Origin of the sequence: Shewanella violacea DSS12, assembly GCF_000091325.1 — a bacterium.
In the GTDB taxonomy this organism is placed as follows: Bacteria; Pseudomonadota; Gammaproteobacteria; order Enterobacterales; family Shewanellaceae; genus Shewanella; species Shewanella violacea.
The window spans coordinates 2,359,141-2,372,584 of sequence record NC_014012.1; the positions used below are offsets into that span (position 1 = coordinate 2,359,141).

At 44.9% G+C, this 13,444-nt stretch carries 10 protein-coding genes; 7 read left to right on the top strand and 3 right to left on the bottom strand.

The annotated features are described in order from the left end of the window. Positions 1-62: 62 nt before the first annotated feature. The gene (locus tag SVI_RS09645) at positions 63-725 is read right to left on the bottom strand and encodes a substrate-binding periplasmic protein (protein WP_172634434.1); all 663 of its coding nucleotides are present in this window, start codon (positions 723-725) and stop codon (positions 63-65) included. Between the two features lie 366 nt (positions 726-1,091). On the opposite strand from SVI_RS09645, the gene SVI_RS09650 reads away from it, so the two are divergent. The 6 genes from SVI_RS09650 (at position 1,092) to SVI_RS09675 (ending at position 7,889) form a co-directional block, all read left to right on the top strand. After that, positions 1,092-3,056 carry a RecQ family ATP-dependent DNA helicase gene (locus SVI_RS09650; protein WP_013051328.1) on the top strand — a complete coding sequence of 655 codons (1,965 nt, stop codon included), beginning with the start codon at positions 1,092-1,094 and terminating at the stop codon, positions 3,054-3,056. Positions 3,057-3,219: 163 nt separating this feature from the next. Further along, positions 3,220-4,989: a DUF885 domain-containing protein gene (locus SVI_RS09655; RefSeq protein WP_013051329.1), complete on the top strand. Its 1,770-nt coding sequence runs from the start codon at positions 3,220-3,222 to the stop codon at positions 4,987-4,989. Between the two features lie 515 nt (positions 4,990-5,504). After that, complete coding sequence (locus SVI_RS22030) at positions 5,505-5,861, top strand: winged helix-turn-helix domain-containing protein (RefSeq protein ID WP_013051331.1); 357 nt, start codon at positions 5,505-5,507, stop codon at positions 5,859-5,861. Positions 5,862-6,015: 154 nt separating this feature from the next. Further along, positions 6,016-7,143: a M14 family metallopeptidase gene (locus SVI_RS09665; protein ID WP_013051332.1), complete on the top strand. Its 1,128-nt coding sequence runs from the start codon at positions 6,016-6,018 to the stop codon at positions 7,141-7,143. Between the two features lie 150 nt (positions 7,144-7,293). Continuing rightward, positions 7,294-7,611 (top strand): hypothetical protein, encoded by a 318-nt coding sequence (locus SVI_RS09670; RefSeq protein WP_013051333.1) that lies wholly within the window; start codon positions 7,294-7,296, stop codon positions 7,609-7,611. Next, positions 7,608-7,889 (top strand): YeaC family protein, encoded by a 282-nt coding sequence (locus tag SVI_RS09675; RefSeq protein ID WP_013051334.1) that lies wholly within the window; start codon positions 7,608-7,610, stop codon positions 7,887-7,889. Before SVI_RS09670 ends, SVI_RS09675 begins: the two co-directional genes overlap by 4 nt. A 153-nt stretch (positions 7,890-8,042) precedes the next feature. Here the strand turns inward: SVI_RS09675 and ansA are convergent, their stop codons facing one another. Continuing rightward, entirely contained in the window at positions 8,043-9,056 is a 1,014-nt protein-coding gene (gene ansA / locus SVI_RS09680; RefSeq protein WP_013051335.1) for an asparaginase, read from the bottom strand. A 208-nt stretch (positions 9,057-9,264) separates the two neighbouring features. Then, a complete protein-coding gene (sppA, locus tag SVI_RS09685; protein ID WP_013051336.1) occupies positions 9,265-11,106 on the bottom strand; it encodes a signal peptide peptidase SppA in 1,842 nt (613 codons plus the stop codon). 166 nt (positions 11,107-11,272) lie between these two features. On the opposite strand from sppA, the gene SVI_RS09690 reads away from it, so the two are divergent. Continuing rightward, the gene (locus SVI_RS09690; protein WP_013051337.1) at positions 11,273-13,312 is read left to right on the top strand and encodes an oxidoreductase; all 2,040 of its coding nucleotides are present in this window, start codon (positions 11,273-11,275) and stop codon (positions 13,310-13,312) included. The last annotated feature ends 132 nt before the right edge of the window (positions 13,313-13,444 follow it).

Sequence of the window (13,444 nt, forward strand, 5' to 3'; positions counted from 1 at the left end):
CTGGGTATTGGCTCTGCTTATCCAATTTATACCTGAACTTATACCTGAGTTAATCATTGAGTTTATTGCTGGTTATAGGAACATGCTGAGGTCTGCTGGTTAAAATCGGTAATAAATTCTGGGTGTTTTTCCAAGAAAACCTTACCGAAATACACACCCAGAGGTTTGCTCTTGTTATGTATTTTCTTAAATTTGTTCATATCCAATCCCGCTCGTTCTACCGCCGTCTGGAAGATTAAACTATTCTCCATGATGGCATCGATACGTTTGTGGACGAGTAGTTTAATGAGTTGATCGACCGAGTCGGTTTGATGAGCAAGTATAAACTTGTGTTCATGGAGCCAATGGGCGGTATTTGAATGTTGACGACTGGCAAAAACGGCTGTGGCTTTAATCTCACTAAGGGACGAGGAAATTTTACTGTCTTTTAGTAGATAAAAATTCCAGTTTTGTTCAATAAAAGTATTAGATTGGACTGCATATACGTCTCGCTTGTCGTTATGTGAAGCGGCAAAAAAACCATCATAGGTACCAATTTCGACGCCTTTTTGTGCTCTTCCCCAGGGTAAGAATATGACCTGATAATCCTGTTTAAGCCTGTTCATCACGCAAGCCAATGCCTCTATGGCATAGCCAGTCTGTTTGCCGTTCGACTCCATCTGGTAGGGAGGCCATTCTTTGGTTGATATGGATAATTTAGTAATTGGCTCGTTTGCTTGAGTCATAAACTGACTCCCGAGTAATAGCATAGCCATAGAGCCAGTGATAAACCTGAGCATTCCTATATGCAGCCGTTTTTTGCAGAACCAATACCAGAGCGATAAATAGGAGTCAGGTATAGATTGAGGTATATGTATCAAGATGCTCTCACTCAGTGCCTTCATAGTATAAATTCTAGTTTAGGCTAAGGTGATGTCAAAATAGATACGCCGCAATTGATGAAAAAATGGGTTGCCTATGTTTCACAGACTAAATAAACAAGCCTTGTATTGGTTTTCGGCAAAAAAAACGTGATTGCAGACATTTATCAAGATATAGCTTGTACACTAGGGCATTAAGAGCCCGTTCTTCTCCATATTTAGGCGCATCACATGTCTGCTAATGCTATAACTTCCGAATCTCACCGTCTGTTACAATCCTATTTTGGCTTTGAAGCGTTTAGACCCGGCCAGCTTGACGTTATTAATAATATTCTGGACGGGCAGAGCGCCGCGGCTATTTTCCCCACGGGTTCAGGCAAGTCTATCTGTTACCAACTCCCCGCGATCGCACTGCCACACTTGACTCTGGTGGTCTCGCCATTACTGGCCTTGATGCAAGATCAACTCGCATTTCTTAAGGAGAAAGGGATCAGTGCTGCAAGCATAGATTCTACTCAGAGCCGGGAGCAAGCCAATGAAATCATGCGGGGCATAAGAAGTGGCCAGATAAAAATATTGATGATTTCAGTCGAGCGGCTCAACAATGAAAGGTTCAGACAGTTTATCTCAGAGATCCCTCTGTCTTTATTAGTGGTCGATGAAGCCCACTGTATCTCTGAGTGGGGGCATAATTTCCGTCCTGATTACCTTAAATTGCCCCGTTATCGACAGGAACTCAATATTCCACAAACCTTATTGTTAACTGCCACGGCGACCCCTAAGGTGATTGAGGATATGGGTGATAAGTTTGGCATAGCTAAAGATAATGTCAGCTTAACCGGTTTCTATCGGGCCAATTTGCACTTGGCCGTACAAGGCGTTAAAAGCTCAGTGAAACTCGATACCCTGTGTCACTGGTTACAGCCTAGACAAGGGCTGGCTGGCATCATCTACGTGACCTTGCAACAGACTGCCGAGCAGGTGGCTGAGCATCTTAGAAGTCGAAATATTCCGGCTACAGCCTATCATGCTGGCATGAATTCAGATGTCCGCTCAAAAATCCAAGAAAATTTTATGTCCGGCAGGCAGCAGCTCATTGTCGCTACGATAGCCTTTGGTATGGGGATAGATAAGAGCGATATTCGCTATGTGGTGCATTATGATCTGCCCAAGTCTATCGAAAACTACGCTCAGGAAATAGGTCGTGCGGGACGTGATGGAGGGGATTCCGACTGTCTGGTGTTAGCGAATGGCGATAACTTAAGTACGCTGGAAAACTTTGTTTACGGCGATACACCCGAAGCTTCAGCCATCGCTATCGTACTCGGTGAGATCCTTAAGGCAACAAATAGCCAGAGCGGTAACGCTGGGCGACAGTGGGAAGTGGTGCTCAACAGCTTATCTTCGCAATCAAATATTCGACCATTATCCCTAAAGACTTTACTGGTATACCTAGAACTATTTAATGTGATCAAGCCTACCTACAGTTATTTTGCCGAGTATAAATATAAATTACTGAAAGGCGAAGAGGAGATTTTATCGGTATTTAACGGTGAGAGACGTGATTTTGTGCAAGCTATTTTTAGCAGTTCAGACAAAGCTAAGATCTGGTTTAGTATCAATTTCGATAGGCTACACCAAGATTATTCCAGTGATCGTCAGCGCGTACTCAAAGCGATTAATTATCTGGACGAAAAGGGCATGATCGAGCTACAGAGTAAACAGATGACCCAAGTTTATGACATTCTAGACACTGGCTTCTCAGCCGAGTCGCTGCAGTCTTCTCTGTTTGATCGCTTTAGCCAAAAAGAGCGCAGTGAAATAGAGAGAATTAACCATCTGGTGTCCTTTTTTACCTCTAATTCATGTCTCAGCCAGCAGCTTGCCGAGTATTTTGCCGACAAGAATATGACGGCTCCCTGTGGAACCTGTAGTGTCTGTCAGGGCCATCAGGCCGTATTACCGCCGCAACCCTATCTGCGTCCCTTGGGTGAGCAAGATTTTAATACCCTTACCACAGCGGCCATCATCAAACTGGATAAGGTGTGTAGCCCGGTACTCTTGTCCCGCTTCTTGTGCGGTTTAACCACGCCCATATTCACTCGGCTCAAGATGAGAGCCTGTAGTGGTCATGGATCGCTGGAAAAATATCCCTTCGGTGAGGTCAAACTCTGGGTTGAGTCTAATTTGAACTAAATTTTGTCTGGTCTCAGGCGTTGATATGGTAAATTTCAACTACAAATCAACGCCGATGCTGATATTTCCCATCATACGTGTTTTACTGTTTTGCGCACATCTAGCGTCAAAGTGGGATCCCTCCCACGAAAAAACAATAACTAAAACACATCGGGGAAGAAGCATGAAACAAGCCATATTACCACTTGCCATCGCATTATCATTCGCAGGGTTAGGCGGATGCCAGACACAGGAAGAAACCTCTGATACTGCCGAGGTTCACGCCAGCCAACAACTGAGCTTTGCACAATTTTCTAGCCAGTTTATCGACGATTTATGGATAGAATCACCGACTTGGGCGCTTTACACCGGCTATCACAAGTATGATGGGGTGCTCAAGGTGCCTAATGCCAAGAATCGTGAACTCTCGTTAGCCTTTAACCAGAAAGCCTTGGGTAAGCTAGCGTCTTTCGACCAGTCTAAGTTATCAACCAATGAATCGATAGATTATCGCTTGATCGAGAATTTACTAAAAAGAGATATCTGGGAGATAAATACGTTTAAGTCCTGGCAATGGGATCCCTCTTCATACAATGTCGCCGGTGGCTTCGCACAACTGGTAAATGAAGATTTTGCACCATTAGATACTCGTCTACGCTCTGTTCTGGCCAGAATGGAAAATGTGCCAGCTTATTATCAGGCTGCACGGGATAATATTGACTCACCGACCTTAGAGCACACTCAATTAGCAATATTACAGAATAAGGGCGCTTTCTCAGTTTTTACTGATGAGCTATTGGCTCAGGCGAAAAACTCAGGTTTAACAGCAGATGAGAAATCTCTGTTCGAGACTCGGTTTACGGCATCAATCAAGGCTATCGATAAGCATATTCAGTGGCTCGACGGGCTAGCAAAACAATTAACACAGGATGGTGCGCGCAGCTTCAGAATTGGTGAATCTCTCTATGAACAGAAGTTTGCCTTCGATATTCAGGCTGGGATGAGTGGTAAAGCTTTATATGAGAAGGCCAGTGCCGATAAGGCTCGGGTACAGGAGGAGATGGCAAAGATCACCTCTAAGCTCTGGTCTAAGTACTTCAACACTGGTATGCCAGCAGATAAAAATACCGCCACCAAGCAGTTGATCGATAAATTGTCATCTAAGCATGTAAAACGTGAAGATTTTGTCGATGAAATTCGTGCGCAAATCCCTCAACTCATCGCATTTGTGAAACAGAAAAACTTAGTGACCTTAGATGCCAATAAGCCTCTGGTTGTACGTGAAACCCCAGCCTATATGCGCGGATTTGCCGGGGCTTCCATCAGTGCTCCTGGTCCCTATGAGAAGTCGAGCAACACCTATTATAACGTGACACCTCTGGATGGCATGAGTGATGAATCGGCGGAAAGTTATCTGCGTGAATACAACCACTGGATCTTACAGGTGCTCAATATTCACGAAGCCATTCCTGGACACTACACTCAGCTAGTTTATTCAAATGAATCCCCGAGCATGATAAAGAGCCTATTGAGTAATGGTGCTATGGTCGAAGGTTGGGCGGTATATACCGAACGTATGATGCTTGAAGAGGGCTATGGTGACTTCGAGCCTGAGCTCTGGCTGATGTACTACAAGTGGAATCTGCGGGTGATAGTCAATACCATCCTAGATTACAGTATTCAGGTGAAAGGCATGACTGAGCAAGAAGCCCTTAACTTGATGACCCAAGAAGCTTTTCAGCAAACAGCCGAAGCCGAAGGTAAGTGGAGAAGGGCGACGCTGAGTCAAGTACAGTTAACTAGCTACTACTCAGGTTATCGTGAGATCTATGATTTCCGTGAAGAGCTAAAAGAAAAACAGGGCGAGCAGTTTGATCTTAAAGGTTTCCATGAGCAATTTTTAAGTTACGGCAGCGCTCCAGTTAAGTACATACGTGAACTTATGATGAAATAGTCGTTAATCATCTGGGTAACAAGTATGTTGGTGATAAATGGGGCAAGTATCGGGCTTGCACCCTTGCGTCACTGCTTGTTTACAATTATTTAGCATAAATAACTAACACAGCTCACATTTCAACAAAAAACAACTGGAAGTAAACCAATAGTTATAGTAACCTTAATGATAATCGTTCGCGTTGGCGGCGTTTGTGTGATGAGTACAATATTATTGGTCGATTATGATCTAGTGTTTAGGGAATTACTTTAGGAAGTGTGAGAGGCCAAAGGACACGATATTGTCTGTGCTAAAAAAGCATTGGCAATATTAGAGATAGACCTCCCCGACATTATTCTGCTAGATATCATGACGCCAAAATTAGATGGATTTGGTTTATTGGCTGTAAGGAAAGATCAGCTCCCAAGGATACTTTTTTCTAATATCGGTAACTACGATGAAGGAATAGAGGCAATCAATCTGGGGTCGGTGATTTTCTTATAAAGCCTTTTAGCGTAAAGGAGCTTTTAGTCCGCATGATAGCATTACAAAGTCCCGTAGAATTAACTCTAGCAGAACAACTTAATGTAAGTTCAACCTCTGATAGTGAAGTTAAATTTGACGATACTCAATATTGTGTTTCGATAGCATCGAGAAGGGTTACCCTCACTCAAACAGAATTTAAATTATTTAAGTATCTGTTCGAACGCAAAGGAAAAGTGATCACAAAGCAGGAATTACAGCGCAGTGTACTTCACAAAGATCTCGGCAGGTTCGATCGAAATCTAGATATGCACATCAGTAATACTCGTCGTAAATTAGCCGACACTCAACTACCAAAAACTCTGATTAATACGGTCAGAGGACAAGGGTATAGCTTTGCCGTTTGGTGAACAGTTTTTTAAAGTAAGGTTACAAAAGCCACAGTCGATGTGGCTTTTTTGTTTTTTAGCTGCTCAAAAGATTATTTTCGTTTATCCTATAGGTCATTTAATGAGTCGCTATGAATAGATGACTCATCATCCCAGATAATTCAAAGGAAGACATATGCGGATCAGTGCTAATTTTGATGGTGGTAACATCGAAGTCATCAATCAAGATAATATTAATGATGTGCAGTTAGCCATTCGCCCGGATGTTGGTGGAGAGTTTTACCAATGGTTCAACTTTCGCCTCGAAGGTGAAGTGGGTAATCGTTATCTGCTGAATATTGTCAACGCTGGCTCTGCCTCTTACCCACAAGGTTGGGAAAACTATCAAGCCGTAGCGTCTTACGATAGACAACAATGGTTTAGATTACCCACAGAGTACAAAGACGGCAAATTAACCATAGCGGTTGATCTCGACTGTGATGCGATTCAAATTGCCTATTTCGCTCCCTATAGTTATGAACGTCATCAAGATTTACTTGCCGCAGTTCAAGTTCACCCTCTCGTGAGTCTTGAGCATCTGGGATTGACACTGGATAACAGAGATCTGACCTTAATCAAGTTGGGCGATGGTGACGAATCTAAGAAAAACATCTGGATCACAGCACGCCAACACCCAGGTGAGACCATGGCCGAATGGTTGGTTGAAGGCTTAATCAACAACCTGCTCGATAGTGATTGTGCCAATGCCAAGGCGTTATTAGACAAGGCAAACTTCTATATTGTGCCTAATATGAATCCGGATGGCTCGGTGAGAGGACACTTGAGAACCAATGCTGCCGGCGTTAATCTTAATCGTGAATGGCTGAGCCCATCTCTCGAGAAAAGCCCGGAAGTATTCCATGTCACTAATAAGATGAAAGAGACTGGTGTGGATCTTTTCTATGATGTTCATGGCGATGAAGGCCTGCCTTTTGTATTCCTTGCAGGTTGTGAAGGCGTACCTTCCTATACCGATAAAATGGCCGCACTGCAGCAGAAATTTGTCGATACACTCCAGTTAACCAGCGCCGATTTTCAAACTAAGTTTGGTTATGACAAAGATGAGCCAGGAAAGGCAAATCTCACCGTGGCATCTAACTGGGTCGCTGAAACATTCCAATGTTTGTCTAATACATTAGAAATGCCATTCAAAGACAATGATAATTTAGCCGATCCTATGGCTGGATGGTCTCCTGAACGTTCAATCTACTTAGGTGAAGCCTCATTGACGGCTATGTTAGCCGTAGTAGATGAGCTTCGCTAGTTCGCTCATCAATCAGTTATCCCTTTGGAATAAAATCCGGGTAAGGGGGCGTTTGCCTCTATCCCGGGCAAGCGCTTAGACTCGTGCTTATGCAAGAGGCTCTAATCTTGATATTATTGACAATAATTTAAGTATAATTTTGAGGTAGCGATGGCATTAATTAACTGTCCAAGTTGTCAGAAACGCATCTCGAGTAAGGCGACTAAATGCAGCTCCTGTAGTGCGAACCTTACTGGTGATACTGACTCTCTGACGACTATCAGTCATATTAAACGTTCTAATCAGCTGATGAATCACAGCATGTTGTCTATGACCTTGTTCATCGCGGGAGTGGTGATCTGGTTTTGGGGTGGTGAGCCAGCCCAAGGGGTGAGATCCTATATCGCCGGTGTGTTTTTTGTGTTTGGTTTTGTTGGCTACATGATCACTCGTCTGAGAATCGTATTGCATAAACGGAAAAGTGTATGACAGAGATAAATAAGATGATCGATGACATGCCTCATGTCGTCTATGAGAGACTGGTCAGTGGCGTCGAGCTGGGAAAGTGGGAAGATGGCACTGTGTTGTCACAAGCCCAGCGTGATTCGACTCTACAGTTGGTGATGCTTTATCAGGCCAGAAGATTAAACCAAACCGACCATTTGACGGTTAACTCTGCCGGACAAGTCAATGAATTGTCTAAGTCTCAATTGAAGAAGCAGTTCAAGGGTGAGCCCATCGCTGAATTTAAAGAGAAAGATCTATAATAGATCTGTTACGCATCTCTATTGAGAAGGCGAGTAATCAAATAAGAGTTACTCGCCTTTTTCTTTATTTTCTGGCTAATATGCGCAGCATATTATTCCTAATCTCCCATACTTCAATAAACAATGAGTTTACAGTAAGATTTCAATGGGAGATTAATCTTCGCTTAGCTCGCCAACCAAATCTTTCTGCATAGCATCTCTCACTTCTGCGGCTGACATAGGCTTAGACAGCAGATAGTGTAGTTTCGCTAAGGCGGCTTCCGTCGTCATGTCCGCACCACTGATCACCCCAGCTTCTTGCAGGGCATTGCCCGTTGCGTAGCCCGACATATTGACCTTGCCCTGAAGACATTGGGTGAGATTAACTAAGACTATTCCACGTTCACTCGCTTGTGACAGCACCTTAAGCAGCGCTGGATTCTGGGGCGCATTGCCTACCCCATAGGTAAGCAAGATCAGTGCTTTGACCGGTTGTTGTAAGATGTTCTTTATCACATCTGTGGTAATGCCTGGATAGAGTGTCACTACGCCTATGGGCTGAGGACTGATGGTAGCAACTTCCAAAGGCTTATCCGACGGCTCGGCTATTTTGCCGGCATTCATGCGGATCTTTATGCCCGCCTCAAGCAGTAAAGGAAAGTTAGGCGATGCAAAGGCCCCGAAACCATCGGCATGGGTCTTGGTGGTCCTGTTTCCTCTAAAGAGCTTGTTATTAAAAAATAAACAGACTTCTGCGACCGGATAATTGGCGGCAATATAGAGAGAGTTCAGCAGGTTGGTTTGACCATCAGATCTGAGTTGAGCTAGGGGGATCTGAGAACCTGTGACTATGACTGGCTTGGATAGTTCTTGCAGCATGAATGACAAGGCTGAAGCGGTGAAGGCCATGGTATCTGTGCCATGTAAGATCACGAAGCCATCATACTTGTCGTAGTTCAACTTAATATCATCGGCGATCATCTGCCAATCCGTCGGTGCCATATCCGATGAATCTATCAGTGGAGAATACTCCTGAATCACAAATTCGGGCATATCGTCATGGTAGAACTCAGGCATGGCCTTCACACAATCTGTGAGGAAACCTGCCACAGGCGCGAAGCCATGGGAGGTTTTTTGCATGCCTATGGTACCGCCTGTATAGGCAACATATATGGAACGTTTGGTCATTGTTATATTCAGATGGACGCTATTTGGCTGAAGTATACTTGCTTGGTGGGCTTCACCCAATGGTTTCTGCTATTTAAATTGGTATCTGTGACGGTATCGGTATAGCGATTAAATTAGACATTAAAAAACCCGAACAGGCTAGACCTGATCGGGTTGGTGTTTGTTCCAGAGCCAAGTGTTGAGACTCTTTACTCAGTTCAAACTGAGATTATAGGGTACAGTTATCGCAAAACAGGTACATGCCGTTAGGGTCGTCGAAGGCGTTGAACTCTTCAACCACTCCTGACCACTGAGTCAAGGCTTGTTCGATAAGTGAAACACCCATGCTGCTCTGAGGTAAGTAAACGGCAACCGATGAGAACATCTCCTGAATAAAGAACTCTTGTGGAGTCAGCTCATGCTCGATGATCTGACTGTCAAAATCCTCCAGTCCGGCCATGTCTGCAGCCTTAGCAACAGCATCATCCAGATCGCCTAGCTCATCGATAAGTCCTAGATCCAATGCCTTACGGCCAGACCAAACTCGTCCTTGGGCTATGTTATCGACTTCTTCCAGACTCATGTTGCGCTCTGTAGCGACCAGTGAGATGAAGTCATGATATCCACGTTCGATATGACGCTGAATCACGCTCTTAATTGCAGGGGTTAAGCCCTTAGCCACAGATATTCCTGCCCACTCTGATGTCGCGACACCATCTGTATGTATGCCTAAGCTAGAGAGTGAATCTTCGAAGGTGGTTATCATACCGAAGATGCCGATTGAACCTGTGAGTGTAGTGGGGGTGGCATAGATGTAGTCAGCACTGGCGGAGATCCAGTATCCACCCGATGCGGCATAGCTACCCATACTCACGACGACGGGTTTGCCGGCTGTTTTGAGAGCCAGAACTTCTTGACGGATTTGCTCAGATGCAAAAGCACTGCCGCCTGGGCTGTCTACGCGCAGTACTACAGCCTTAACATTATCATCAAATCTGGCTTTGCGAAGCAGCAAGGAAGTGCTCTCACCGCCAATTTGACCAGCGGGTTGGTTACCATTGAGTATGGTACCTTTCGCGACGATTATGCCGACGGTATCATCGAGGAACAGATCTGGCTGAGTAGCAATGAGAGACTCATAGTCATACAAGCTTATCTGCTTATAGCTGTTGCCCTCAGTAGCTTTACCCACAGTCTCTATCATCTCGAGTCTGAAGGCTTCTGCAGTGGCTAACTCGTCGACCCAATGCATATTGATTGCCATAGCTGCCGATTTACCATCGGCCTTATCTAGCTCACTCAGGTAATCTTCTGCACCAAGCACCAAATGCTCGGGCTTGATGTCACGGTTACTTGACACAGTTGCTGCATAACTGGCCCAGATATCCTTGAGTAAATCAATATTGGCTTCTTTAGCTGCTGGAGACATATCATCACGGATATAGGGCTCGACTGCTGACTTGAAGGTACCAACACGGAAGATATGGGCATTGATTTTTAGTTTATCTAACGCAGACTTGTAGTACTGACGGTAACGGCTCAAGCCTTCTAATTCGACACTTCCCTGGGGATTGAGGTAGATGGTGTCGGCGAAGCTGGCTAAGAAGTATTGATTCTGCCCGTAGCTATTGGCTGTGGCCAGTATCGGCTTACCACTGGCTTTAAAGCGAGTGAGAGCATCACCAATAGATTGCAGCTTGCTTATTCCGGTCCATCTAAGATGACCCATGTCTAATACGATAGATGAAATACGCTCATCGGCGGTGGCATTATCGATGGCATTGAGGACATCGGCGAGTAAGATTTCCCCTGAGCCATCATTATTCTTGCCACTTTTCATTGCCTCTTCGATGGGATCGACCTGACGCTTCTGCTCAACGATAGAACCCGCTAAGTCCAGCACTAAGGCTGAGCCAGATTCAAGCTGGACATCATCATCGACGCTGATTGCGACAATGAGCATGGCAAGTAAGCCGAAAAAGAAAAGATTAAGTACCAGCTTTCTAAATCCGTTGATGGTTTTCCAGGTGAACTGAAATATTCTTTTGATTAACGAGGGTTTAGCGGACATTATCCACTCCTTTTTCACTTCAATATCACTATGCTAACTGAAAAAACGCCAATTAGGGTAATTCAATTGTAATGGAGTCTAATAAATCCCGAGTGGCTCTGGAGTTGAGCTTAAGAGAAACAAGATGTATGCTGATTTAAATCACTTGTTTAAAAAGGATGTTTGAATGTCGTTTCCGCATTTATTAGAACCCTTGGAACTGGGCTTTACCCAGTTAAAAAACCGTGTATTGATGGGCTCCATGCACACAGGTTTAGAAGAAGAAAAGGGCGGTTTTGAGAAACTGGCAGTATTTTATCAAGAACGAGCTCGAGGTGGAGTGGGCCTGATCGTGACGGGGGGGATCTCACCAAACCTACGTGGCCGCCTCGCACCTAACGGTTGTCAATTGAGTTTTCCTTGGCAAGTATATAAGCACAAGAAGATCACTAAGGCGGTGCATGACGCCGACGGCAAGATTTGTATTCAGCTGCTCCATGCAGGCCGTTATGGTTACCATCCTTTTTCTGTGGCGCCCAGTAAGATAAAGTCGCCTATTACCCCTTTTACACCTTCGCCCATGTCAGCCAGGCAAATTCGTGGCACCATCAAAGATTATGCCTCGTCATCTGCCTTAGCGAAAAAGGCGGGTTATGACGGCGTAGAGGTCATGGGGTCCGAAGGTTATCTCATTAACGAGTTTATCTCAGCCAGCACTAACGTGCGTGATGATGAGTGGGGCGGCAGTTTCGAAAATCGGATTAAATTCCCGCTGGAGATTGTGCGTAGCATACGCGAAAAAGTCGGCAAAGAATTTATCATTATTTTCAGGCTCTCCATGCTAGATTTGATTGACAACGGCTCCTCATGGGAAGAGGTGGTCGAGCTGGCTAAGCGACTCGAGAAAGAAGGGGTCAACATCATTAATACCGGGATTGGTTGGCATGAAGCCAGAATTCCCACTATTGCTACCAGTGTGCCAAGAGGGGCTTTCGCTTGGGTTACCGAGAAACTTAAATCTGAAGTCTCGGTGCCACTCATCGCCACCAACAGAATCAACACGCCTGAAATTGCCGAACAGATCATAGCTTCGGGACAGGCCGACATGGTGTCCATGGCGAGACCTTTTTTAGCCGACCCTGATTTTGTCAATAAAGCCGCGGCTAATACGCCAGAGCTCATCAATACCTGTATTGGTTGTAATCAAGCATGTTTAGACCATGTGTTTGCACGTAAACGTTCGACCTGTTTGGTCAACCCCAGAGCCTGTTATGAGACAGAGCTTAATTTCACGCCAGCGAAGAAGAAAAAACGCATCGCCGTCATGGGGGCAGGACCTGCCGGTATGGCATTTTCTATCTACGCCGCGACACGAGGTCATGAAGTGGTCTTGTTCGAAGCTAAATCTGAGGTGGGTGGCCAGTTTAATCTAGCCCGAAAAATCCCGGGTAAAGAGGAGTTCGACGAAACCATACGTTACTTCAAAGCCCAGATGAAACTCAATAAGGTTGAGTTAAGACTCAATACCCGTTTAGATGCATCTGTGGTTCGAGACGAGCAGTTCGATGAAATTGTGATGTCATCGGGTGTGCTGCCAAGAGAATTACACCTAGAGGGCTTTGATGATCCGCGCGTGGTGGATTATCAGCAAGTGCTAAAAGGTGAAGTCAAGTTAGGTAAACGTGTCGCCTTGATTGGCGCCGGCGGAATTGGCTTCGATCTGGCCCATTTCATCTGTGAGCAGGAGTCATCCACCTTGCAACCAGACAAATGGTTAAAGCAATGGGGCATAGATAAAGCCTATAAACACAGAGGTGGGTTACGTCATGATGCTGATGCTCTCGAGACTGAACCTGAAAACGAGCCTGAGGCCCATGAGATCTATCTGCTGCAACGTAAGAGCACTAAGATGGGCAAAGATCTGGGTAAGACCACGGGATGGATACATAGAGCTGTGTTGAAACAACATAAAGTCAAAATGAAAACTGGGGTCAGCTACCAGAAGTTTGACGACTTAGGTTTACACATTTCTATCGATGATAAGGATGAGATATTAGCCGTGGACAATGTGGTTTTGTGTGCCGGTCAAGTGTCAAATCGCAGCTTACTCGAGGAGATGCAAGCCACTGGCTTACCGGTCCATCTTATCGGCGGGGTGGACGTCGCGGCTGAGCTTGATGCGAAACGTGCCATCAGACAAGGTGCAGAGCTGGCAATAGCACTTTAATATCAATCGGTATAATATTTCCAAAAGATAATAATTAAGCCTGATCTTATACGCAAATCTTTGCTTATTGAAATCAGGCTTTTTTGTGTCTTACTTATACCAGATTAGATTTTAGGACTTGGATTGTTTTTG

Coding starts and splice junctions, on each gene's coding strand:
- SVI_RS09645 (WP_172634434.1), bottom strand. CDS start 725: ATGACTCAAGCAAACGAGCCAATTACTAAATTATCCATATCAACCAAA.
- SVI_RS09650 (WP_013051328.1), top strand. CDS start 1,092: ATGTCTGCTAATGCTATAACTTCCGAATCTCACCGTCTGTTACAATCC.
- SVI_RS09655 (WP_013051329.1), top strand. CDS start 3,220: ATGAAACAAGCCATATTACCACTTGCCATCGCATTATCATTCGCAGGG.
- SVI_RS22030 (WP_013051331.1), top strand. CDS start 5,505: ATGATAGCATTACAAAGTCCCGTAGAATTAACTCTAGCAGAACAACTT.
- SVI_RS09665 (WP_013051332.1), top strand. CDS start 6,016: ATGCGGATCAGTGCTAATTTTGATGGTGGTAACATCGAAGTCATCAAT.
- SVI_RS09670 (WP_013051333.1), top strand. CDS start 7,294: ATGGCATTAATTAACTGTCCAAGTTGTCAGAAACGCATCTCGAGTAAG.
- SVI_RS09675 (WP_013051334.1), top strand. CDS start 7,608: ATGACAGAGATAAATAAGATGATCGATGACATGCCTCATGTCGTCTAT.
- ansA (WP_013051335.1), bottom strand. CDS start 9,056: ATGACCAAACGTTCCATATATGTTGCCTATACAGGCGGTACCATAGGC.
- sppA (WP_013051336.1), bottom strand. CDS start 11,106: ATGTCCGCTAAACCCTCGTTAATCAAAAGAATATTTCAGTTCACCTGG.
- SVI_RS09690 (WP_013051337.1), top strand. CDS start 11,273: ATGTCGTTTCCGCATTTATTAGAACCCTTGGAACTGGGCTTTACCCAG.